19 protein-coding genes and 1 riboswitch are annotated in these 24,671 nt (G+C 54.9%); all 19 genes read right to left on the bottom strand.

Features of this window, described 5'->3' with window-relative positions; all coding sequences use genetic code 11:
• Positions 1–284 precede the first annotated feature (284 nt).
• The gene (locus tag F1379_RS00980; protein WP_150265364.1) at positions 285–2,828 is read right to left on the bottom strand and encodes a discoidin domain-containing protein; all 2,544 of its coding nucleotides are present in this window, start codon (positions 2,826–2,828) and stop codon (positions 285–287) included.
• Positions 2,829–3,031: 203 nt separating this feature from the next.
• Positions 3,032–4,543 carry a glycosyl hydrolase gene (locus tag F1379_RS00975; protein WP_150265362.1) on the bottom strand — a complete coding sequence of 504 codons (1,512 nt, stop codon included), beginning with the start codon at positions 4,541–4,543 and terminating at the stop codon, positions 3,032–3,034.
• A gap of 214 nt (positions 4,544–4,757) precedes the next feature.
• Positions 4,758–7,169, bottom strand: coding sequence for a PA14 domain-containing protein (locus F1379_RS00960; RefSeq protein WP_239004514.1), 2,412 nt, complete (start codon positions 7,167–7,169; stop codon positions 4,758–4,760).
• A 69-nt stretch (positions 7,170–7,238) separates the two neighbouring features.
• A riboswitch (cyclic di-GMP riboswitch) is annotated at positions 7,239–7,319 on the bottom strand.
• 139 nt (positions 7,320–7,458) lie between these two features.
• The gene (locus F1379_RS00955) at positions 7,459–8,832 is read right to left on the bottom strand and encodes a sugar phosphate nucleotidyltransferase (RefSeq protein ID WP_150265360.1); all 1,374 of its coding nucleotides are present in this window, start codon (positions 8,830–8,832) and stop codon (positions 7,459–7,461) included.
• A 145-nt stretch (positions 8,833–8,977) separates the two neighbouring features.
• A complete protein-coding gene (locus F1379_RS00950) occupies positions 8,978–10,318 on the bottom strand; it encodes a UDP-glucose dehydrogenase family protein (protein WP_150265358.1) in 1,341 nt (446 codons plus the stop codon).
• 1 nt (position 10,319) lies between these two features.
• Positions 10,320–11,423, bottom strand: a complete 1,104-nt coding sequence (locus tag F1379_RS00945; RefSeq protein ID WP_150265356.1) for a glycosyltransferase — start codon at positions 11,421–11,423, stop codon at positions 10,320–10,322.
• Positions 11,424–11,525: 102 nt separating this feature from the next.
• Entirely contained in the window at positions 11,526–12,668 is a 1,143-nt protein-coding gene (locus tag F1379_RS00940; RefSeq protein WP_150265354.1) for a glycosyltransferase family 4 protein, read from the bottom strand.
• Positions 12,662–13,855, bottom strand: coding sequence for a glycosyltransferase family 4 protein (locus F1379_RS00935; protein WP_150265352.1), 1,194 nt, complete (start codon positions 13,853–13,855; stop codon positions 12,662–12,664). The genes F1379_RS00940 and F1379_RS00935 overlap by 7 nt, the downstream gene beginning before the upstream one ends.
• Positions 13,842–14,696, bottom strand: coding sequence for a glycosyltransferase family 2 protein (locus tag F1379_RS00930; RefSeq protein ID WP_150265350.1), 855 nt, complete (start codon positions 14,694–14,696; stop codon positions 13,842–13,844). Before F1379_RS00930 ends, F1379_RS00935 begins: the two co-directional genes overlap by 14 nt.
• A gap of 27 nt (positions 14,697–14,723) precedes the next feature.
• Positions 14,724–16,103, bottom strand: a complete 1,380-nt coding sequence (locus F1379_RS00925) for a lipopolysaccharide biosynthesis protein (protein WP_150265348.1) — start codon at positions 16,101–16,103, stop codon at positions 14,724–14,726.
• Positions 16,069–17,562, bottom strand: coding sequence for an O-antigen ligase family protein (locus tag F1379_RS00920; RefSeq protein ID WP_239004505.1), 1,494 nt, complete (start codon positions 17,560–17,562; stop codon positions 16,069–16,071). The genes F1379_RS00925 and F1379_RS00920 overlap by 35 nt, the downstream gene beginning before the upstream one ends.
• A gap of 46 nt (positions 17,563–17,608) precedes the next feature.
• Entirely contained in the window at positions 17,609–18,382 is a 774-nt protein-coding gene (locus F1379_RS00915) for a WecB/TagA/CpsF family glycosyltransferase (RefSeq protein ID WP_150265346.1), read from the bottom strand.
• On the bottom strand, positions 18,379–19,725 hold the full coding sequence (locus F1379_RS00910; protein ID WP_150265344.1) for an O-antigen ligase family protein: 1,347 nt from the start codon (positions 19,723–19,725) through the stop codon (positions 18,379–18,381). The genes F1379_RS00915 and F1379_RS00910 overlap by 4 nt, the downstream gene beginning before the upstream one ends.
• 9 nt (positions 19,726–19,734) lie before the next feature.
• On the bottom strand, positions 19,735–20,676 hold the full coding sequence (locus F1379_RS00905) for a glycosyltransferase (protein WP_239004504.1): 942 nt from the start codon (positions 20,674–20,676) through the stop codon (positions 19,735–19,737).
• Between the two features lie 19 nt (positions 20,677–20,695).
• Complete coding sequence (locus F1379_RS00900) at positions 20,696–21,385, bottom strand: sugar transferase (protein ID WP_150265342.1); 690 nt, start codon at positions 21,383–21,385, stop codon at positions 20,696–20,698.
• Between the two features lie 35 nt (positions 21,386–21,420).
• Entirely contained in the window at positions 21,421–22,311 is an 891-nt protein-coding gene (gene galU, locus F1379_RS00895; RefSeq protein ID WP_150265340.1) for a UTP--glucose-1-phosphate uridylyltransferase GalU, read from the bottom strand.
• Positions 22,312–22,387: 76 nt separating this feature from the next.
• Entirely contained in the window at positions 22,388–23,029 is a 642-nt protein-coding gene (locus tag F1379_RS00890) for a CpsD/CapB family tyrosine-protein kinase (RefSeq protein ID WP_150265338.1), read from the bottom strand.
• Positions 23,013–23,753, bottom strand: a complete 741-nt coding sequence (locus tag F1379_RS00885; protein ID WP_150265336.1) for a YveK family protein — start codon at positions 23,751–23,753, stop codon at positions 23,013–23,015. The genes F1379_RS00890 and F1379_RS00885 overlap by 17 nt, the downstream gene beginning before the upstream one ends.
• A 275-nt stretch (positions 23,754–24,028) precedes the next feature.
• Positions 24,029–24,664 carry a response regulator gene (locus F1379_RS00880; RefSeq protein WP_150265334.1) on the bottom strand — a complete coding sequence of 212 codons (636 nt, stop codon included), beginning with the start codon at positions 24,662–24,664 and terminating at the stop codon, positions 24,029–24,031.
• Between the last annotated feature and the right edge of the window lie 7 nt (positions 24,665–24,671).

Genomic DNA, 24,671 nt, shown 5'->3' with positions numbered 1-24,671 from the left:
TTCTCATATTGTTGCTGCAAATTCTAACATACCTTGTGCCGTTCTCCTGTTACCTCCGTCACAACATTTTAAAAGCTCAGAGATTGCCACAAATTCCTTACAGCGGAAGAAAAGATTACATACACTCGTCCCGGACCTAACCATAGTATTGCCATGTGGAGATACAATACTCTTGTTGCTGATTATCACTTGAATAATACACGCAGCTATTCCAAAAATTCAACATCAAAAAAAGCGCCTCTCAGAACGAGACGGCACCTTTTCGGCACATCTATTAAAGTTCCTTATTCTCTGGAGTAGACCTGCAATTCCTGAATGGACCAATAGTTGCCGCCGGCACCGGTCTGCTTAATCAGGATATGACGTGTGCTGATAGGTTCAAATTCAATCCGCGTCCGGTTCAGACTGCCTTTTCCCGTTGCAATCCGCTTCCAATTGCTGGCGTCATCGGATACAAACACCTCGTAACCCCGCGGATAGTCATAGGATGACAATGAATAGTCCAGCTCAATCGCCTCCACTTTATGCGGACCTCCGAGATTAATCTGGAAATACTCGCCCGAGCTCTGGTGCTTGCCCGTATCCCAGCGTGTACGCTTATCTCCGTCAATAGCATTGACAGGATACATATTGTTTCCGTTGAGATTAGCGGATACCTTCCATTCCGAGCGGTCCAGCGGAACCAGGCCGGTAGCGGTGATCTGCGTCTCCTTGGACATGACTCCCGAACCGGAGACACGTACCGCATACGTGTACAGCGTTCCTTCCGCCAGCTTAGCATCCGTATAAGTGGTTTGCTTAACACCGGTAGCTATTACTTTCAAATCGTCGCCCGAGCCGTCGGCCCGGAGCACTTCATAGCTTGCTCCGGGTGCCTCCAGCCAGCTCAGCTTAACGGCCATTCCCTTGACTGCCGTCGCCTTGAATCCCTGCGGCGCCGCGTCCGCCACCTCCGAGGACGGCTGCAGAATATACTGCACCGCCTCTCCCGGAGCAAGCGTCTCTGTAAATTCAAGGGCCGGGCTTGCCTTCTTTCCGGTTACATATGTCCGGGCCTCCTCATACGTATCGCCGTTGCCGAAACGTTCACCTTCATATATTGCGGCTTTCGGCATCGTCACCTTCACATTGACGGTTTGCTCGGTGTTCTCGAAGTTCACGAAATTCACCAGCACTTTGTTGGAGGTGGCTCCGCTGCCCGCCAGAGGCTCAAGGGTAGAGGTGTCCACCGCCCGCACGTACACCAGCTTATCCTGCAAGGCGCTCTTATTGCCCACCTCATAACCAAGCGGCGCTCCATGCGTGGCATAGGCCAGACTCAGTCTTCTCATGATGCTGACCCGGGAATCCTCACCTTCTTTGGTGTAATAAATCTCCGTTTTCGCCGGATCATGTTCCTCTAGATTGAAGCCATACTTGAACAGGCTGAAGTTCTTGAAGAATGCGGCGTGCTGCACGAACATATCCGCATAACCGATATGCCCCCGCATAATCCGGTCGAACACCGCAGCCGTCGGCTGGGAAGCTCCATATTGATAAGCGTCAACATGACTGTCCGAGGTACCGAATTCGGTAGTCAGCATTTTCTTGGGCAGTCCGTCCACAGCACCGCCGAAGGTCTTTAGATTCTCTGTAAAGCTGCCGCCATTGCTGAAAATATAAGATTCGCCGTAGGAATGGCCATTGGTCAAATCCGTCACATCCTCCAGCTCAGCGCGCTGCTCCGGATCACGCTCCCAGCCGTCGGGGTCGCCGCACTGCTTCACGCCACCCTTCTGGTTACCGCAGGAATCCGCGCTATAGCTTGGCCAGTAAGCCCAGCCCGGGGCAACGGTCTGCATATGTGGCGCGAGCGTCTTCCCCTTCGTATTCAACCAGTCCGCGATGGCCAGATTGACTGCCTTGGAGCGGTTAAACAATCCCGGCTCATTATCCACCTCGTAATACTGAAGGTACTGGCCGTATTGTTCGAAGTAATCCGTCAGCTTCTGCTCCGCTTCCTGCGGAAGCGAACCGTCTTCATTCAGTGTTATATCGCCGGTATGCAGATACAGCGCCACCGCCTGCATATTGTAATCCTGCAATACCTTGTAATAATCCTCCATATTGGAGCAGGAGCGGCCAACGTCGCTGGCACAGCTTGTGCGCATAACATTGCCGCTGTAAGCCACGCCAAGCCATTTCATCACATACGGCAGATGCGATACCGCACCTTCATCGAAATAGAACTGTTTGTTGTTGACCATCGTTCCGGTCAGGGTATAGCTTCCGTGAATCGGCTCTGCAATCGGACTCTTCAGGGACTCCAGACTTAAGGAATCCCAGGTCCACCAATCATATTTGTCTTCCAGCGAAGAAGAATAAATCCCTTTTACAGTCTTCAGCTTCAGCTCATTATCACCTGTAGCCAGCTGTTCCTTGGGGATGTACAGCTCATAGGTTTTGCGGAAGGTATATTTGCTGTCCGTGCCTGAGACGCCGGCGATCTGGATAATTCCCGACAGCTGGCGGTTCGAGAACACACTCATTTGTGGAACGGATTTATAAGCATCCAGGATGCTCACACGAAATAAGACCCCATGCTCCGGGATCTTATCCAGTTTGTATTTGATGCTCAGCTCCGGATTGCTGTCTCCCTTGAGGCCGGAGGGCACCGATTTCACAACCGAGGCCTTCATCGTGCCGGAAGCCGCGTCGATAACCTTCGCCCCCGAAGAGACAGACTCGGCGAATTCGGCGGCAGAGCCGTCCTCCTTGCCGATCTCCCACAGAAGCGTGCCATCCGGCAACTCCGGCCCCATATCCTTTGCCGCGGACAATTCGGACATATCAACCTCGACCTCGGTCCGGGAGGTCCCGTCATTTCCGAAAACGGAGACGGACAACAGAAATAAGACGGCTAAAGCTGCAAATTTAAGTACAATATGAAATGGCTTGATTCTTTTTTTCCTCGTCCTTGTTCTCATTTCTTTTGCCCTCGCTTTCTTCGGGAGCTGATGTACATATGATCTGGAATTTAAAGATTTGATGTTCAGTAGCTGAATGCGGATTTGGAGATAACAGCCTGCTTCTGACTCGGACTCTTCCACATCAGGCGCACGCTGGCATCACCATGATTCTCGAAATACTCCACTTTGATATCGTAAGAGGTACCCGCAGCCAGCCGGATGCTGCCTTTATGGCTGACTCCGCTCTGCTTCTTCCAGCTGTCGATGATCAGTTTACCGCCTATATAGACACGTATACCGTCGTCCGAGGAAGCTGTGAAGGTATATTCCTCGCTGTAGGACGGTTTGATTTTGCCGCTCCAGCGGACGGAAAAGGAGTCCTTCCCGATGCCTGCTGCAGGTGAATCTCCATGCCAGTTGAAATCAATCTTGGCGTCATTGCGGATAAGCACAGGCGTACCCGACAGGTCCGTATTATTATAGTACTGGCCGGTTAAGCCATTGCGCTGTGCCGGAACAGGCTTTACGGGTCTTGCCGCGAGCTGCTTAATGTAATCCGTCCGTGAAACGATGTAATTATTACCCATAAAGCTTTTGATTTGCTGCAGGTTATTATTCTCGGTCAGCATCTTGCCCCATGTCATCGTATATACCCATTTGCTCTGGGTTTGAGACAGGACCTTGGGATCGGGAAGCTCGCCGCTCTCGCCGATACCGATCGGCTTACCGCCCGACAGCTTCAGAAGCTTCTCATAATAGGATTGTTTGTAATCATTGTTGTAAATATCTGCAGCCAGAACATCCACCTTTCCGAGTCCCGGAAAATAAGGCTCGTATTCATCGGACCATTCATTCGGCGCATTCGGATTCCATACCCACAGCAGGTTGTTCAGCTTGTGGACATTGGTCAGCCGGTTGTACATGATGTCCCAAAGTTTCAGGAAGTTGTTCTTGCCGCCCCACCAGAACCAGTCGCCGTTCATCTCGTGGTACGGCCGCCAAAGCACCGGCACATCGGCATCGCGAAGCTGCTCCAGATAAACAGCAACCTCATCGATATCGGCAATCAGCCGTTTATACTGCGCTGTGCCGGGAGTGACGTAAGCGTCGAACTCTTCCTGGCTTAGCCCCATCTGCACGTTGGCCCATGCCGGGGCTGTTCCGGGCAGGCTCTGATGAAAGGTCATGACGACAATTCCGCCGCCCTTATGCCATTTTATTGCGCTGTTAACAACACCCTGACGCTGCTTGGCAATGGTCTTCTGCGACTGGTTATTGATTGCCCCCAACTCGTAGCCGTGCAGCACGGCATATTCGCCGCTTGCCTGCTTCAGCTTATTGTTGAATTCATCGGGACTCTCCAGATAGTCATGCTGGCCGGCGATCATTCCCAGGCCGCCCAGATCGGACAAATAGCTCAGCAAATCGGCGGCTTCACTGGAAGCTGCTGGATTGATCGGAGTAATCTCCGCAGCCGGGGTAATCACTGTCCGGGGTACGGAGAGACTGCGCGCTTCGCTCCAGGGCAGTAAAGTGAGCAGCAGAATAATAGGCAAAATCGTTGTAAATAACCGGAACTTGCGGTAAGTTTTCAAATCATAATCTCCTCTCTCCAGTCGTAGAGCGCTATTTCCGCTGACTGCCTTCGGCTCGCCCCGAGCCCCGGCTTCATGAGAAAACAGAGCATGATAGCCTAGTGGCCCTGCCGGTTAAGCAGGGCCGAAAGGTTCGACTTTCAGGATTATATTATGGTGTGTCTTACCGGCATCAGCGCTTTGCGCCCTGAAATCAGCAGCGGTCGCTAACGGCTTAGGAAGCGGAAGGAAGAAACAGGGCACTGGCAGGTACGGTTCCCTTGGTTTGGCTCGGGCTTTCCCACATCAGACGCGCTCTGGCATCCCCCTGATTCTCGTAATACTCCACTTTGATATCGTACAATTGCCCGGCATTCAGGCTGATGCTTCCCATGCGTTCGGTTCCGCTCTGCTTCATCCAGCTGTCGATGACAAGCTTGCCATCGATCCAGACACGGACACCATCGTCTGAAGTCGTATAAATCTGATAGGTTTCACTGTAAAGCGGTTTGATCTTGCCGGTCCAGCGGACGGAAAAGAAATCGATTCCCAGCGCGGCATCCGGTGAACCCTGACGCCAATTGAAGTCAACCAGCGCATCAGTTCGGACAACTGCCGGTGTACCCGAAAGCTGCATATTGGCGAAATATTCGCCAATCAGCCCGTTGGCAGCAGCTGCAGGCGCAGCGGTTGGCACCGGTGTTGGCACCGGCGTAGCCGTTGGTGTTGCGGTTGGCGCTGGCGTTGGTACCGGCGTAGCCGTCGGTGCTGCGGTTGGCGCTGGCGTTGGTACCGGCGTAGCCGTTGGTGCTGCGGTTGGCGTTGGTGTTGGCGCCGGCGTAGCCGTTGGTGTTGCGGTTGGCGCTGGTGTTGGCGCCGGCGTAGCCGTTGGTGTTGCGGTCGGCGTTGGTGTTGGCGCCGGCACCGGGGTTGCAGCCTGTGCTGCTGCAGCTGGAGCTGCGGCTACAGCCTGGCTGTCTGCCGCTCCGCCGGTCATATATAAAGCGCTGGCGGGCACGGTTGCCTTGCTCTGGCTGGGGCTCTGCCACATCAGGCAAATCCGTGCATCGCCCGCATTTTCATAATATTCGACTTTAATATCGTACAGCTGTCCCGCTTCCAATGTAATACTACCGGTGCGTTCAGTTCCGCTCTGCTTCATCCAGCTGTCAATTACGGTCTCCCCATTAATATAAACACGGATTCCGTCGTCAGAGGTTGTATAAATCTGGTAGGTTTGGCTGTAAGCAGGCTTGATCTTGCCGGTCCAGCGGACCGAGAAGTTGTCTACGCCGATGGAGGGATCAGGCGAGCCCTGCCGCCAGTTGAAGTTGATATTCGCATCCGTACGCACCAGCGCCGGTGTGCCGGACAGGTTCATGTTCTTGAAATATTCGCCCTTCAGGCCGTTTACAGCCGGAGCTGCAAGCCCTGCTTCCGGAGCGGAAGTCGGTGCAGGAACCGGCGCTGCCGTAGCTGTTGGTGTGCTCGTTGGTGTCGCTGTTGGCGTGGCCGTTGGTGTCGCTGTTGGCGTGGCCGTTGGTGTCGCCGTTGGTGTGCTCGTTGGTGTCACAGTCGGCGTGGCCGATGGCGTGGCTGTTGGTGTCGCCGTTGGTGTCGCTGTTGGCGTGGCCGTTGGTGTTGCCGCAGGCTGCGCCACCCATGCTTTATACTCATCACGGGTCAGGGTGTAGCTGTCGCCCATGAAGCTTTTAATAGTAGCGTCGGTATTCTTCTCGTAAAGCATCTTTCCCCAGCTCATCATATAAACGAAGTTCTTCTGGGAGAGCTGCAGCTTGGCCGTGCTTGGCATTTCGCCGTTCTCGCCGATGCCTACCGGCTTGCCGGCCGCCAGGCTGTTAATGCCGTCATAATATTTGTTCATATAATCGTTGTCATAGATATCAACTGCCAGAACATCTACCTTGTCTGCGCCCGGATAGGTCAGGTTATACGGATCGGACCATTGGTTGGGAGCATTCGGGTTCCATACCCACAGCAGGTTGTTCAGCTGGTGAACATTGACGAAACGATCATACATAAGATTCCACAGTACGGCAAAATTGCTCTTTTTTCCCCACCAGAACCAATTGCCGTTCATTTCGTGATACGGTCTCCAGAGTACCGGCACACCGGCATCCCGCAGGCTCTTCAGCGATACGGCCACCTTATCGAGATCGGCAATCAGGCTGTTGTATTGGGTAGTGCCAGGAGTTACATATTTATCGAATTCGCTCTGGCTGAGCGGCTTCTGCACATTGGACCATTGATAGGCGGTCCCCGGCAGATTCTGGTGGAACGTCATGGCGACAATTCCGCCGTTCTTATGCCAGTTAATCGCGCTGTTCACGACATTCTTCCGCTGCGCCGCTGCAGTGCTTTCGGACTGGCCGCTGATTACACCAAGCTCATAACCATGAAGTGCGGCGAATTGGCCGCTGGTTCCCTTAAGCTTGTTGCTGAATTCATCCGGACTTTCCAGATAGTCATGTTGTCCTGTAATAATGCCTTTACCGGTAATCGAATACAGGGTATTCAGCAGCTTGACAGCCTCTGCAGATGCGTTCCGATTGACCGGCGCATTAGTCTGGGAGGCCGCCTCCGCCGTACCTGGTTCAGCCCAAGGGCCTATAGGTACAATTGTCATCAATACGGCCAGCGACAACGTGAAGCACAGCAGACGAAGCTTACGGTAAGTTCTCAAAAATATCTTCCTTTCGGTAGCTAGGCTGCCACCCTCGCGGAGGCCCTGTAGCTTTGCGTCCCTATCTTTCGAGTAGGTTTGCCTTTGTCGAATTTTGGAAGGTTTTATCCCTCTTACCGTAAGTATCGACGCTATTTAATTTTAGTTTATAGCGAAACTGGAAATAAAATTAAAAATGGTTCCAAATACCTGTTTTGGATTTGACACAATTGGGTAAATAGTTATTTTGGACCTACGAAATGAACTGTTGTAACGTGATATCCTCCCAATCCAGTGTGATGCGGATATTGTCCTCTTCCACCAGCTCTGAGCCGGTCTGCACCTCAATCAGCTCCACATTGGTAAGCGCCAGGATGGCATGCTTGGTGCCTTCCGGGATTCGGACCACATCGCCTGCCTTCACATTGTGCATCCGCTCGTTAAGCACAATACTCGCCTCACCGCTGACGATCGTCCAGATTTCGCTGCGTTTATGGTGCAGCTGATAACTGATATTTTTACCCTCCCGGATAAAGATCCGCTTCGTCAACACTTCGTTGCCTTCATCGTACTTCACATAATCAATCACCTTGTAATGGCCCCAGCGGCGTTCCTCGTACATCGGTCTTTGATCGAAGGATTTCAGCACTTCCTTGATCCGCGGGCTTTCGGCCTTATGGGTGACGAGAATGCCGTCCGGGCTGGCGGCGATAATAAGATCCTTGGCGCCGATGACCGTGATCGGGATATCCAGCTCATTGATCAGCGAAGTGCCCTCGGAATCCTCCGTAATGAACCCTTTACCTACATGGTTGCTGTTCATTTCCTCGGTCAGCGTATTCCAGGTGCCCAGATCCTTCCAGAACCCGGCGTAAGGCTGAACCACAATATTCTCCTCTTTCTCCACGACTTCGTAATCGAAGCTGATGGACGGCAGCAGCTTATACTGCTTCTGCAGCTCTTCATAATTGAGCGGAAGGCCCTTCCGCTGAAGAATATCGAGCAGATAGCCGAGCCTGAAGGCGAATACCCCGCAGTTCCAGAGCGCGCCTTGTCCGATCAGTCCCTCGGCCAGCTTGCGGTCGGGCTTCTCCTGGAAATGGCTGACCCGCAGGAACCCGCTGCCCTCGGCCTCGGCGCTTGTCGGAATGATGTAGCCGTATTTCTCCGAAGGATGCTCCGGCACGACGCCCATCAGCGCCAGATTGGCTCCGCTTTCTTCCATCGTAGCTTCCAGCTTGACAATTGTGTCGAAGAAGGAGCTCTCCACATAGGGGTCAACCGGCAGAATCGCCACCGTCTCCTTCGGTGAAACGCCTGCAATCGAATACAGGTAGGCTGCCGTCAGTGCAATCGCCGGGAACGTGTCGCGGCGCTCCGGCTCGACGATAATCGGCACTCCGGCGCCGACCTGGCTTTGGATGCTCTCCACCTGGCTGCGGCCGGTGGCCAGATAGGAGGAACCGGCCATCCCCGCTTCCTCCAGCTGTCTCCATACGCGCTGAACCATGGATTCCGGTTCACCCGATGGGCTCTCAAGTACCTTCAAAAATTGCTTGGACCGCGAATCGTTGGACAAAGGCCACAAGCGTTTGCCCGAACCTCCGGATAAAAGTACCAGTTTCATAAGTGAACCCTCCTCAAGAGTTAATAAATGTTGGTGCACCGCTTTTGGAATGGACCTATATCGCCGTTCACGAATACGTGCATATACTTGGGTGAAACGGCGCCGCTTCCGGCCCGTTTCACCCCGATCCCCACAAGTCCGCCCCTTAGACCGCTCCGGCCACGCTTGTCGAGAAGCCGCTGAGGCCGCCCATCTGCGGGCGTCCCACCGAATGGTATTCCAGGCCCGTGCCTTCAATCTGTTCCTTGGAGTAGACATTCCGGCCGTCAATCAGCACAGGATGGCGCATGGATTCTGCAAGCTGATGCAGATTGATTTCCTTGAACAGGCTCCAGTCGGTCAGCAGGCACACCGCGTCGCTGCCGTTCGCCGCTTCTTCCGGCAGTCCGCACCAGCGGACCTGCGGATGGTCGTATTGCTTGCGGAAATTATCCGCGGCAATCGGATCATAGAGCTTCACAACCGCACCTTCGTTCACCAGCGTCTCGACAATCTCCCGGGCCGGCGCTTCGCGGACATCATCCGTGTTCGGCTTGAACGCCAATCCCCAGACGCCGATCACGGCTCCGCGCAGGCTGCCCAGCGATTCATGCAGCTTGGAGATGATCATGAACCGCTGGTCCTTGTTCACCTCGACGACCGATTTCAGCAGCTTGAACTCGTAGTCCACGTTGCCGGCAATCTGAATCAGCGCATTGGTGTCTTTCGGGAAGCAGGAGCCGCCATAGCCGATGCCGGCCTGCAGGAAGCTGGAGCCGATCCGCTGGTCCATTCCCATGCCTTCCGCCACTTCGGTTACATCGGCTCCCACCTTTTCGCAAATGTTGGCGATCTCGTTGATGAAGGAGATCTTCGTAGCCAGAAAAGCGTTGGACGCATATTTGATCATTTCCGCGCTGCGGATATCCGTAACGAACACATTTTCCGTAAAGCCCAGATGAAGCTGGCGCATTGTCGGCTCAAGCTGCGGATTATCCAGCCCGATGATGATACGGTCGGGATGCAGGGTATCGCGGATGGCCGAGCCTTCGCGCAGGAACTCGGGAGCGGAAACGATATCGAAGGGATGGCTGGTATGCGAGGCGATAATGCTGCGGATTTTTTCGTTGGTGCCTACCGGAACGGTGGACTTGGTCATGATGATTTTATAGCCTTCCATCGCCTGGGCGATTTCGATAGCCGCATTCTCGATATACCTGAGATCGGCTTCCCCGCTCGGCAGCGAAGGGGTTCCCACAGCCAGAATAATGATTTCGGAGCGGCGTACCGATTCCGCAAGATCCGAAGAGAAGGACAGCCTGCCTTCCCGCAGGTTCATTTCGATCAGCGCTTCGATCCCCGGCTCATAGATGGGCGATTCCATCCGGTTCAGCTTGTCGATCTTCTCCTGATCCTTATCCACGCAGATGACATGATTTCCGTTAAGGGTAAAGCAAACCCCCGACACAAGACCTACATAGCCGGTACCGATTACTGTCAGCTTCATCTCATTGTCCTCCTCTAAGAAAATTGACGTAGGCCTGTTCCACATACTGCTTGAACTGAACCATAAACGCCTGTTCATCGAATTTGCGGGCATGGTTCACAATCTGGCCGATATCCCATGCGTAAGATTCCACCTCGTGGATGGCCTTCAATAAATCCTCAACCTCCTGGTGCTGGAAGAAGACGCCGTTGACATAAGGGACGATGGTGTCGAGCGCGCCTCCGGCCTGATACGCGATGACCGGTCTTCCTGCAGCGTTGGCCTCCAGCGGCGTAATCCCGAAATCCTCTTCCCCCGGAAAAATAAACGCCCGGCACTGGGCCATGAGCCCGGTCACTTCCGAATCCTCCAGACGGCCAAGGAAGGACACATTATCCTTCGCCATTCCCTCGAGCCGCTTGCGGTCCGGGCCGTCGCCGACAATGTACAGCTTCAGGCCATTGCGGTTGAACGCTTCAACCGCCAGGTCGATCCGCTTGTAGGAGACCAGGCGCGAAACGATGAGATAATAATCACCGATTGAGCTGGAGCTGCTGAAGCGGGCCGTATTGATCGGCGGAAAGATCACATCCGCATCACGGTGATAGTAGTTCTGAATGCGGGATTTCACGACGGAAGAATTCGCCACGAACTGGTTCACGTTTTTGGAGGTGCGCTGATCCCAGGTCTTGAGCCGCTGCATGTAAATCTTCAGCAGTCTTTTGAACAAGCCGGAATTTGTCTGCCGCTCCATGTAAGTGTCATAATCCCAGGCAAAGCGCATGGGCGTATGGCAATAACACAGATGAAATGTGGATTCGGGCACCTGAATGCTTTTCATAAAAGCACTGCTGGAACTCAGGACGATATCGTACCCGCGAAAATCCAGATCACGGATGGCCATGGGATAAAGCGGCAGCACCCCTTTAAAATTGGTCTTCACGCCCGGAATTTTCTGCAGCCAGGAGGCCCGGATATCCGCATCCTTCAGGTTCTCGGTCAACCGGCTTCCATTGAACACCGTTGTGAAGATCGGAGCCTCCGGATACATGTGGTGAAAGACCTCCACAACTCTTTCCGCTCCGCCCATTTGGATTAAGTAATCGTGCGCTATCGCAATTTTCATGTGAATCATCCTCAAAGTTTTATGGAGCAGCATCATCAAGAGTGGACGGAAGGCGGGAGCGGCGCTTTAGCACCTGGGGTCCCGCCGCCTATCCGCTATGCGTCAGGTAGCCGCGAGCAGTCCTTTGTAATAATCGACAATGTCTTTCACCGTATTCTCGATGACAAAATGCTCTTTGACCCGCTTCATGCCATTCTCGGCCATCTGTCTCCGTTCGGCGGGGTGGTTCAGCATCCAGGTAATGGCGTCGGCCAGTACAGCCGGGTCGCCGGGCTGAATGAGCAGCCCCGTCTGACCGGGAACGACAATTTCCACTGGCCCGCCCTCATTTGAGGCGATAACCGGAAGCCCGGCTGCCATGCCCTCGACGATCACCTGGCCGAACGGCTCCGGTGTAATCGAGGTGTGGATCAGCAAATCGGCATTGCTCATGAGACCCTGTATATCATCCACATGACCCAGCAGGCTGACGTTCGTGAGGTCATCCTGCTCGATCTTCTGCAGCAATTCTTGCTTGTATTCCTCTTCGCCGAACAGCGCATCGCCGGCGAGCCAGAACTTGACCCGCGGGTCCTGCTTGAACGCCTTGGCCGCTTCCAGCACGATATGCTGGCCCTTCCAGTGGGCCAGGCGGCCGACGAGCAGCACGTTGAAATCCTGCTGCTGGCTGCGCTTCAGCGCGCCTTCGCCAATCGCCTTCGCGAAGGCGGAGTAGACGACCAGCGTCTTCTTCGTGCGGGGCAGCTCCAGCGCGTTCAGCGTGGAGTGCGAGTTCGCGATGACGCCGTTCGGGAGCAGCCGCGACAGCACCCGAATGGCCTTGGCGACCACCGGCTTCAGGTAAGGCGTGCCGATATGGTCACGGATATGCCAGATCAGCGGGACGCCCGCTTTCTTGGCGGCAATTGCGCCGTACAGCGCCGACTTCAGGGAATTGGTGTGCACACAGTCCACCTTCTCTTCCTTCAGCAGCGGTGCAAGCTTGCCGCCGTAGGACAGCAGCTTGAGCGCTGCAGCCGGTGCGCCGAGGTTGACCGTATTCCGTCCGCGGCTGCGGATGCTCTCGTCCAGCGGAATAATGCGGACGTCGATGCCTCTCTCCCGCAGGCGCTCGGCAAGGGCCCCCTCCTCCGCCAGAATGACCAGCGGCTGGATCTCCTTGCCGATATTGGTGAGGATGTTGAACAGGGCAACCTCCCCGCCGCTCCACTTGGCGGTATGATCGATATATGCGACTTTTAGCATCCTGCCGCCACATCCTTTCCGAGCATTTCATGGAACACTGCCTCCACCTGGTCGCCCACACGCTGCCAGGTGTATTTCTCCAGTGCATGGTTCCGGCATTCCTCACGGCTCGGGAGCAGCTTGCGGTTGCTCAGCATGTGGATCATGCCCTCAGCCATATCCTCGCTGCCGGAGCCTTTGAAGAGCAGCTCCGGGCGGAAGCCCTGGAGAATCTCCTTGTTCCCGCCGACCGGAGTCGCCATGACCGGCAGCCCGGTGGCCAGCGCCTCGACCGTAATCAGTCCGAAGCCCTCCAGCGCCTGCGACGGTACAACGAACATGTCGGCAGCCTGATAATAGCTGGCCAGATCCTGGTCGGGAATGTAGCCGAGCAGTCTCACTTTGTTCCCCAGGCCGTAATCGGATATTTTCTCCTCCAGCTCGCCGCGCAGCGGCCCTTTGCCGCCGATCAGCAGGATGGCATTGGGGAAGCGCTCGGATACCTGCTTCCAGGCTTCCAGCAGCTGCAAGAGCCCCATCCGGTTCATCAGCCGGCGGACGGTAAGCACCGTCGTTGCGCCTTCCGGCAGATTCAGCGTCCGGCGGATCGCCAGCTTGTTGCTTGCCGGAACGAATCGTTCCACATTGGCCGCTCCGGGAATGACGATAATCTTATGCAGCGGCACGCCGTGCAGGCGGTGCAGCATATCGCGGAAATACTCGCTCAGGACAATAAATTTATCTGCCAGCTTATAGGCTTTATTCTCAATGGACTTGGCAATCGTCGTCTTGACTCTATGCTTGATGCCTTGCCCTTCAATCTTCATCTCTTCGTTCCATGGACCGTGGAAGGTCATAATCACAGGAATCCCGCGCTTCTTCGCTTCAAGTGCCGGACCGACGCCGTACGGTGCAAAGTGGGAGTAGAGAATATCCACCCGCCCGCTGCCGCCGCCCATCAGCTCCGCCGCTTTGCGCTGGAACGCATCCTTGCGTTTCCAGATCGTCTCCTTGGGATCTCCGGCATTATGAATGATAAGATCCTTCGGGGTGACTGGCGTCTCCTGACTGCAGATCAGCGCATCCACCCGGTTGCGCAAGGAGAGCTGCTCGCATACGTGCTTGAAGTACGTATTCAGGCCGCCGGGCTGCAGCGAAGGCCAGCTGAGTCCGGTTGTCATAATATTGAGTCCGTCACTGTACGGCATAGCTTCTCTCCCCTTTCTTCTCTGTCTCGGCCTGGCCCAGCGCGTTATGCCGCTCAAGCCTGCCGGAGCTGGTCAATTCATAATGCTTGAAGCCGACCATGAATTCGTACATCACCCAGAACACAGATACCGCGAAGCCCGCAATACCTTTCTTGAACAGTCCATGCAGGAAGTACTTCTGCACGAACCGTGCCGGCGGACGCAGCAGGAGATTCCGCAGCTTGAACGGCTTGCCGCTGGCATAGGCGCTCTGCGCCTCAAGATCGGTATATTTGTTGAACCGGTTGACATGGTCGTTGATGCTGCGGAAGCCCTGATGCCAGAGCACCCCGTCCAGCTTCTCCGTACGCTCTTCCGACACCTCCGGCATCTCATGCACCAGAGAGTTGCGGATACCGTATGCCTTGCGGTTGTAGAGGCGCACCAGGTATTCGCCCTTGTCAAGCCACCGGCCGAGAAAGTCGCCGATGCGGTACAGCGAATAGGCGACTGTAGCATCCGTCAACCCCGGCTTGCGCCGCAGGATATCCTGCGCCAGCTCTTCGCTGACCACCTCGTCGGTGTCAATCAGGAAGACCCAGTCATGGACGGCGCGTTCTACCCCGAATTCCCTCTGCTTTGCATATCCGGGCCATGGGTTAACGAAGACCCGGCAGCCGAGGCTCTCGGACAGCTCTACCGTCCCGTCTTTGCTGCCCCCATCAATGACAACCACCTCATCGGCGAAGAGCCGGCAGGACTTGATGGCTTTGGCAATCCGAACTTCGTCATCCTGTGCAATGATGACAGCCGAGATGGGATAACTGCCCGGTCCGCCAAGCACGCTGGTCACTGAATCCATGAAGGTTTCCTCCTTTGGTTGTTTGGCCTAAGCATCCGCCGGTTTCTTGCGGATATAAGAATTCATTGTCGTCTTCATCCACTGAAGATCGCCCCCGGTAATCAGCAGCCGGGGAAGCTTGACCTTCAACCCGAATTTGATATTGAGAATAATGAACAGGAAGCGCAGCGCTCCCGACAGCAGCATTGCCATTCCTGCTCCGAACAGTCCGTATTCCGGAACCAGCCAGAACAGGAGCGGCACGACCAGGGCCAGGCCCACACCCTGGAGAATGGATACGAACTTCGGCTTGCCAAGCGCCATGAACATCTGGGCCAGAATCAGCGTTCCTCCGCTGATCGTTACCTCCAGCAGCAGCAGGCGGAACACCGTCAGCGCAGTGTTGAACTCCTTGCCGTACAGCAGCGGAATAATAAACGGAGCGATCAGCATGAGAAGCAGCGAGCCGAGCAGTGTAACGGTGGTGCTGATCCGGAAAGCCCTGAAGGTCAGGGCAATTGCATCGTCTTTCGACAGCTCGGAGGCTTTCGGGAAGAGCACCACCTTCACCGAGTTTGAGAAGAAATTGACCATCCGGGAGAGACTTACCGCCACGGCATACAATCCGAGATCAGCCGGCCGCAGCAGGGCGGCGATCAGAATCTGGTCAATATAGGTTGTGAATTGGCCGAGCAGATCATTGCCGTACGAGCCGAACCCGTAGGTGATCAGCCGCTTGAAGTTCAGGTAAGCATCCTTCATCTTCACCCGGTAAGTGCGCAGCAGCGATACGGTGTTCGCTATAAACAGCGGCATCGCCGGGAGCAGATACGCCAGCGCCGTGGTATACGGTGTGATCGCATCCAGCAGGATCAGGATACCGATGGCCGCCAGCGTCAGCAGCGGCACCAGATAACGGATCAGGTTGAACTTGCTGTAATCGCCCCGGAACTGAAAGGCGGCGTTGTTGATCTGCGAAATCACAACTATGGGACACAGCACCATCGACCATTGGGCGAACAGGACAACCTGCGGATCGAAGGCATCCAGCCAGTAAGGCAGTACGATTACCCCGATCAGGGTCGCCAGAATCCCGAAGCCGACGCCGATCAGCAGCGCAATGCGGTACAGTGCACCGGCATCCTCCGGATTCTTCTTCGCATTGTAGATCAGTGCCGAAGGGATGCCGAAGCTGAGGCTGAAGGCCAGGAACTGTGACCAGTTCACCATGGCGGTCTGCTCACCGCGTCCTGTCGGGCCCAGATATCTTGCGGTCAGGACCCCGGTCAGCATATTGACCAGCAGGATCAGGATGCTGACAATCATGGTCTTGACTGCGGCCGAGCTGTTATTGCGGCTCTTCGTAAACCGCTTGACCGTAGACCAGACCGAATTAGCCGGCGGTGATTTCGCGTTCAACTGCTGCATACGGTGTTCCCTTCTTTCTGCTCTCTATCATCTCTTTGGCGCCGAGGCCGAGGCCGATCAGCATCCAAATCAGGTATCCTTTCAGTCCGGGAAAGCCGTTGTCCGACAGCAGGCTGACCACAGCGCCCATCCAGGCGGCCAGAGCCAGCCGGGCATAAGGCTGCAGGCTGTTCTTGCTGGTGACTTTGCCGAGAATCTGCTTCAGTGCAGCGCCCAGGCCGCCGAAGAAGAACAGCCCGCCCAATACGCCGAAGGTCAGCAGCAGGGCGATGACGCCGTTGTCCATGACACCGTACTCGCCAAGCTCGCCTCCGTTGCCGAGCTTGGTGCTCTGGCCGACGCTGCCGATGCCTTGGCCGACCGGATTCGAAGCTACCATCGGCAGCATGTTCTGCCACAGGACCAGCCGCTCATTGTAGGAGTGGTCCTCTGACACCGAGGTCAGCGTCTCCATCCGCGCTACCAGTCCTTCAGCCCCTGGCAGCTTGGGGACAATCCAGAAGAGCGCCGCAGCGACAATGCTAAGCTGCAGCAGCGTCTTCCACTTGCCCTTGGAAGGCGATGTGGCAATGTACACCAGCAGCATGACCAGCAGTACCAGCCAAGCGGAACGCACCAGCGTGGTCAGCAGGCAGACCACCACAAGCAGGACACCGGCCCAGCTCAGCATGCCCCGCCATTTCTTCTCCAGAATCATCGGCACCAGCGCGAAGACCAGAAAGGTCGCCGCCGGGCCCGGAGAATTCAGGGTGGAGAAGACGCGGATTTCCAGAGGATACGGCGTTCCAATGGACATCATATCGGCATTGCGCATCCAGAAGGCATCCCAGGGCGGAACCGTCAGATACTGGACGATGCCGTAGATGGCTACAAGCACAGCAATGTTGGCAAAGGTATTCAGCAGCCGGTCAATATCCTTGGCGGTGAACCGCGTAACTGCGCAGAATGGAATCAGCAGCAGCGGGACGATATAGTTGGCCAGATCGTACACGGAGCCCATTCCGTTCTTCGCCAGCCCGATCAGCGCTCCGTAAGCCAGGGCGACCCCGAAGAGCACGATGATCCGGACATAGGATTTGCGGATACGGTGGATCTCCTTCAGCACCGGAATCGCCAGTGTCGCTCCCGTCAGGATCGGGGCCAGACTGAGCAGCGAGACCGAGTGATAAACCCCCTCGGACCAGTCGGCGATCCGCCGCAACTCCGGAGCCACCGCCCAGATCAGCAGCGTGTACGGAATCAGCTGCTTGGGCTTCAGCAGCGCAAGCAGAAGAGCCGGAAACAGCAGCCCTGCCAGTATGACGCCCTGCAGGCTGTCAGAATCGCTGAGCTGTGCGCTGATTAAGCCGATGATCAGCGGAAGAGCAAGCCCTGCGGCACATGTCACGGCCATTAACCCGGCCGACTTCAGCGAATATCGGGCCCTTAGCGTCAGGCCGCCCTCATCCTTGGCTTTCATCACTTTCCCTCCACCTCCGTCAGCACGGCCATCACCTTTGCCAATGTTATTCCAGGCTGCCCTTCTTCAATCGCTCCTTCTTGCGCAATTCCTTCAGCAGCAAGATCAGGAACTGGGCATCGTCGACGAGATATCTCTTCCATAACCGGCCGGGCTCCTGGCTAAGCCGCCAGAACCACTCCAGGCCGGTTCGCTGCATGAAGTCGGGAGCCCGCTTCACCGAACCGGAGAGGAAATCAAACGTCGCTCCCACACCGATGGAAATCGGCGCCTGATAGGAGTTGTAATGCCGGTAAATCCATTTCTCTTGTTTCGGCGCTCCCACACCCACAAACACGATATCGGGCCGGCTCTCATTCAGCATCTCAATGATCCGCTTATTCTCTTCTTCATTGTGTTCGAAGCCGTAGGAGGGAGAATAGCAGCCGACAATATTCATACCCGGGTAGGAGGCCTTGAGATTCTTGGTCGCCTTCTCGGGCACGCCTTCCGCTGAGCCGAGAAAGAACAGCCGGTAATTACGTTCCTCGAAGGCATCTCCAAGGCGGCTGAAGAGATCGGCGCCGGACACTTTCTGCTTCAGCGGTTTGCCGAGCATCTTCGAGGCCCAGATCAGCGGCATGCCGTCCGCCACCACCGCACCGGCCTGGGAATAGACCGTCTGGAACTCTTTGTCCTTGCGCAGCTTGATCACGTGGTCGACATTGCAGGTCAGGATGTAGGATTGTGTCCTTTCCTTGATCGTCTTGTCGATGTAGTCAAGCAGATCCATGAAATCATAGTTATTAAAGTTGACATCGAACATGTTCACTTGGTTCATCGTATCACTTCTTTTTGAGGAGAATCGGCCCGCTGTGAAGATCGATACAAACAGTTCAGGTACCAACAGAACGGAATAATGGATTGGACCGTCGACAGCGTGTTATCGGAAAACGAATAAATCAGGAACGCTGCTATAAACAGCAAATAATAGGGTTTGGCCGGCGGTGCCAACACTTTATAAACCAGAACAAACACGGCAATCAGGGATATAAACAGCAGCACGGCGCCAATATATCCACCGTCGAAGTAGAACCGGATGTACTCGTTGTGCGGAACCACAAAGCCTTTATAAAGACTTCCGTCATTCGCCACGGTCACCGCTCCTAAGCCTCTGCCCGCCAGGGGCGAGCCTTCCGCTTTATTCAGGAAATACTCCCAGGCCTCCGACCGGCCCGACAGGTCTACTGCCGTGTCCGTAGTCCGCTCGAAGGAGCGTTTCATGAGATTATCCATTTGCAGGTACACAGCCGCTCCCAGCAGGATGGCCGATCCCAGCAGCGGGATCAGATACAGCGACTTTCCCTTCAGGTACTGGCGGGAAATATCGTAGAAATAGTACAGAACCATCAGGACCAGCGCCAGCATGGGGCCGCGCGTTCCTGTCCCGAGCAGAATCAGGAAGTTGACTGCGAGCATGGTGTAGAAAAAGCGGATATGCTGCGGGCTGCGCTTGATTTCGATGAACGAAATCGCTACGCCCATAAAGGCCAGCATTGCCAGATGCGCCGGAATGTTGGCACCCTGGACCCGCACTGCACCCGTGAACTCGACGGCCAGAAAGCTGTGCAGATGAGCGGCCTGCATCACGATCCCGGCCAGTACGGAGACTAGCGGCAGAAGCGCGATGATGCGGATCTGCTTCTCAGCTACTTCCTTCTTCCAGTTGATCAGGAGGAAGACGAAGGGCAGCGACAAGCCGATAAAGGCTTTGATGGCGATCGATGCGCTCATCTCCGGCAGCCAGATCGAGAAGGCGAAGGTGATAAACACCAGCCCCACCATTGCCCATAGCGGCGGGCTGAGCTTGAACTTCAGGCCGTTCACCAGGATGCATGGCACCAGCAGCATCAGAATCACCAGCTTGTAAAGCGAAAGGATCTCGACACCGAACATGCTCCCGCTATACAAGAAGTTAATGGATATGGCCGTCGTCAGCAGAACGAAATAGCTGATCAGCTCCGGCCGCGAGATGGAAACCACTAGCAGCAGGATCAGAAGCACCATTGCCACCGCAATGACCGGCTGAAAGATGACCGCCGCTCCCAGAAACAGGGCGGATAGCAGGTAGAGCATTCCGTATGGCACACTGCTTAATTTGGAGCCCCACTCAAAATTGGTCATTGTCTTCCCTCACCCCGCTGCAGATTCCCTCTTACGGTTCCATACCATATGAAGCGTTCCGCGAATGCTCTCCAGCCGGCACCGGTTAAGGAGCTTTCTGCCCTGGCTGCGGGCGAGGACGGAATCGGCCATAATATACACCGCTTTGGCCGCCGTCTTGCCCAGTAGAAGCAGATGGCCTTTCACGCCTTCGCTTTTCATTGCATTTGATATACCCTGGCTGTAATACCGTTTCATAATCCAGTCTTCGGTCAGCCGGCCTGCCGGGACAAAGTGATCCACCGCCATCTGCGGATGATACAGGATCTGGTGTCCTTGCTGCTTGATCTGTCCGAACAGCCAGGTCTCTTCACCGGAAAGAAGCGAGTCGCCCTTTCTCCCCAGCTCCAGCGGAAACAGGCTGATATCAAAGACGAGCTTGCGCATCGCCATATTGGCACCGCAGGGATGGAGCCCCTTCGGATATTCCTTGATCCGGTTGCCCAAATCAACAATCGTATAAGGAAGCTCAAACGGCTTGATCAGCCACTCCGGGCGGGCGCTCTCGAAGATGGGGGCGATCTTGCCGCCCATCGCCATCACCTCGGGCCGTTCGGCGAAGCTGCCTATAATCGTCGGGATCCACTCCTGACACGGAATGGCGTCGTCGTCGAGAAAGGCGATAATCGGCGATCTGGAGGCCAGAATGCCCGAGTTTCGGGCTGCCGACAACCCTTGTACCGGCTCCAGTAAATAGCGGATATCCATATCCGCACCGTGAGCGGCAATAAAGCTCTTGATGACTGCCGCTGTATCATCCGTAGAGACGTTATCCACCACGATGATTTCCGCCTGGCTGAGCGCCTGGAGCGGCAGAAGCGATTGAAGTGTCTTAAGCAGTAAAGCCGATCTGTTATAAGTGCAGATAATTATGGAAATCTTAGGAGCGTCTCCGTATTCATGCATCGGCATTCACCTAATTCCCATATTTTTAGTAAGCATTTTTGGAGCCGAGCAGCATGAGCGCGGTCTTGACGATAATCTTCAGGTCCAGCATCGTACTGCGGATTTGAATGTAGGTCAGATCCAGCTGTACCATCTCGTCGAAGCCGACGCTATTGCGTGCGGTTACTTGCCAGTAACCGGTGCAGCCTGGCGTAACCATCAGGCGCTGCTTGTCGTATTCCGTATACTGCGCCACCTCTTCAACGAGCGGAGGACGGGGGCCAACCAGACTCATATGGCCCATCAGCACGTTCCAGAGCTGAGGCAGTTCATCAATGCTCGTCTTGCGCAGGAATCTTCCCATCCGGGTGATGCGCGGATCGTTCTTGATCTTGAACATCGCACCGCTCACTTCGTTATAGGCGAGCAGATTAGCCTTCAGCTCTTCGGCATTGGAAACCATGGATCTGAATTTGTACATGGGGAACAATTTCTCGTCCTTGCCCACCCGCATTTGGCGGAAGAACACCTTGCCCTTAGGATCTTCTAGCTTGATCAGGACGGCGACAAGAACGAAGAGCGGCAGCAGCGCGAGAAGGCCAAGCGCGGAGAAGATAATGTCGATGATCCGCTTGACGAACAGGTAGGATTCCATTTCTTTACCTTCTTCGGCATGCAGCATGTATAGCTTCGGCAGGACGGCCTCATAGTCTTCCGGCAGTTTTTGCATGCTCATTTCTTCTCATTCCTCCTAAATCAAGTTTTTCAGATTCAACTGCTCAGGGTGGTTTGTCCCGCTTTGCTGAGCCATTCCGCCATGGCGTCCATGACCGGATAGCGCAAATCATCGCTTTGCAGGGCAAACTCCAGAGTTGTCAAAATGTAACCGAGACGTTCACCGACATCGTATCTTGTTCCATCAAAGTTGTAAGCATAGACGCGTTCGCTCTGATTCAGCTTCTGAATCGCATCGGTCAGCTGAATCTCGCCGCCGGCACCCTTTTCCTGCAGGTCCAGGTACTTGAAGATCTTCGGAGTGAAGACGTAGCGGCCCATAATGGCCAGGTTGGACGGTGCTGTTCCCAGCGCCGGCTTCTCCACGAAATTCTGCACCCGGTACAGGCGTCCGTCCTGAAGATCAGGCTCAATGATGCCGTAACGGTTGGTGAATTCATCCGGAATTTCCTGCACGCCGATAACCGAGTTCTGCGTTTCCTCGTACTGGTCGATCAATTGCTTCAGGCAGGGAACCTTGCCGGTGACGATATCATCGCCGAGCATGACGCCGAACGGCTCATCTCCGATGAAGCGTCTGGCGCACCATACGGCGTGTCCGAGGCCCTTGGGCTCCTTTTGCCGGATATAGTGGATTTCCACCTTCGAGGATCGCTGCACCTCTTTCAGCAAGTCGAGCTTACCGTCCTCCAGCAGACGGGATTCCAGTTCAAACGCGTTGTCGAAGTGATCCTCGATGGCCCGTTTGCCTTTACCGGTAACGATGATAATGTCCTCAATGCCGGAAGCAATCGCCTCTTCTACAATGTACTGGATTGTCGGTTTGTTGATGATTGGAAGCATTTCCTTCGGCATCGCCTTCGTCGCAGGCAGGAAGCGCGTTCCCAGACCTGCTGCAGGAATGATTACCTTCTTGACCTTTTTCATCGCTACTACCTCCTGAAAGTGAAGTTTCTCTCCATCCCATCTTTCTCTTTACACAACCTAGCCGGTACGGACTTCCTTACTTCGCCTGATTCATGGCAATCCCGAGTATATTCGAGCCGCTTTGCTCCATGACCGCCTTCAGCTTGCGGAGCGACTCGCGTTTCGATTTCCCCTGTCTGGCCACCAGGATAACGCCGTCGGTCAACGGGGCCAGGATGCGGGCATCGCTGTATTCCACCGCTGGCGGCGTATCCAGCAGCACCAGATCAAAGCTCGCCTTCAGCTCTGTGAGCAGCGCCGCCATATGTTCGTTGCCGAGCAGATCCGGCGGAGTAACCCGGCTCATGCCGGCCGGGATAACGGCCAGGTTCGCCAGATTGCCGTACACGGCCACATCCTTGGCTTCCTCTTGACCGCTGAGGTAGGCTGCCAGCCCATGGCTGCCCTCGACCTCAAACACCGTGTGGAGTCCGGGCCGCCGCAGGTCGCAATCGACAACGGCCACCTTCTTGCCATCCTGGACGAAGGATACCGCCAGGTTGGACAGCACGGTCGTCTTTCCTGCGCCTTCCTCGGCGGAAGTGAAGAGCAGCACCTTCCCGCCTTCTCCCCCGAGGAGACCGAGCTGACGGATGTACGTGCGCAGCGAACGGAACGATTCCGAAATATGCGAAGCCGGATTAAGGTCTGTAATCAAGCTTTTATTCAGCCGTAGCATAAGCACCCTCCCCTACTCTGGCATTGGCATTTGCCGCTTTGCCCAAATCGCGCTTGCGGATGACCGGAATGCTGGCAATGACCGGCAGTCCCAGATCGTGCACTGCTTCCCGCTCGCTTCGCAAGGCACCGCTCAAAGTTTCCATCAGCAGAATGAGACCGACGGCAGCCATCAGCGATACGACAAAGCTGATAATCAGGTTCATCGCCACTCCGCCGTTCACCGGAGCCGGTGCATCGGCGGGATCGGCCGGAGTCAGCAGCGTGACGTTATCCAGCATCATCAGTGACGGCAGGGTGCGGATAAATTCCTGCGAAACCGCGTTTACGATATTGGCGGCATTGGCGTAGTTCGTATCCTGAACGCTAACGTTGATGACCTGGCTTTTCTCCGATGTCTTAATCTGCAGTCTTCCGGCCAGTTGCTCTTCTGTCAGCTTGAATTCCGGATGTTCCGCAACAACGCTCTTCAGAATAGTAGGAGATAACATGATTTCCTTGTAGCTCTCGATGAGATTAAGGCTGAAGTTTAAGTTGTTGAGATTGTTGCTCTCGGGGACATTTGCGATGTTGTTGACAAGCAGTTGTCCGGAGGCGGAGTAGACGGGAGTAACGAAGTTCTTGCTGGCATAGAAGGTGGTCAAGCAGGAGACTAACACAAATGCCACAATTAACCATAGCTTCTTCTTGATCAGGTTAATGTAATCCAAAATCGTCTTTTCCACAGTAAACCTCCTTCCGTAATCTTTGGGTTCTGAAAGCAATCATGAAAGTTTCAGATTTCTTGCTTTTATTCTATCAATCCCCCGGGTTTGCCACATGGCTCCTACCATTACTTTCATCTTCACTTTGGAGTAATTGGGTTTGGCACGATAGTGGAGGGCGATGGTATACTTTAGTACCATGCCGCAACAGGGCCAGTGTCAGAGAGCAGACAGCACAAAAAAACACGGACAATTGTCCGTGTTCTCAGCCGATCATATGGGTTTACTTGAAAACTTCACTCGAATGACATCTCAAACTTGCTTAATCCCACCGCATTTGCGTACAATGCCGCCTGCGTGCGGTCAGCCACCTGCAGCTTCGCCAGAATCTGGCTCACATGCTTTTTGACCGTAAATTCACTGATGAACAAGCGCGACGCAATTTCCCGGTTGCAAGCCCCCTGGCCCAGCTCAATCAGCACTTCCTTCTCCTTGGGAGTCAGCTCATCGGTAGGACTGCTGCCGCCGATTCGCATCTTATCTTCCATTAGACCGGGATCATAATATTTGCGTCCCTTGTGCACGAGCTGAATGGCGAATAACAGCTCTTCGGGCAGAGCCTCCTTCAGCACATAACCGTCCACCAGCACCTCCTCCGCCTTCAGGAAGTCCTCCCGGCTGGCCGATGAGGTCAGCAGAATGAACTTGCTGGAGAATCCGCGCGTACGTGCCGCTTTAATGACATCGAGTCCCGATTCATCAGCAAGCTTCAGATCAATCAGCACAAGATCAGGCTGCGTCTCTTCAATAACCTGAAGCGCTTCTTGGCCGTTGGTCGCTTCCCCCGCAAAATTCAGATCGGGCTGCATGGAAATAACCGCTGCGAGTCCTCTTCTCACCAAAGGGTGATCATCAACAATGACGATATTCACTTGAACG

Source organism: Paenibacillus tepidiphilus (assembly GCF_008635795.1).
Lineage (GTDB): Bacteria > Bacillota > Bacilli > Paenibacillales > Paenibacillaceae > Paenibacillus_AQ > Paenibacillus_AQ tepidiphilus.
Note: the sequence above shows the minus strand (reverse complement) of the source record. Positions and strands in the feature narration are given on the sequence as shown.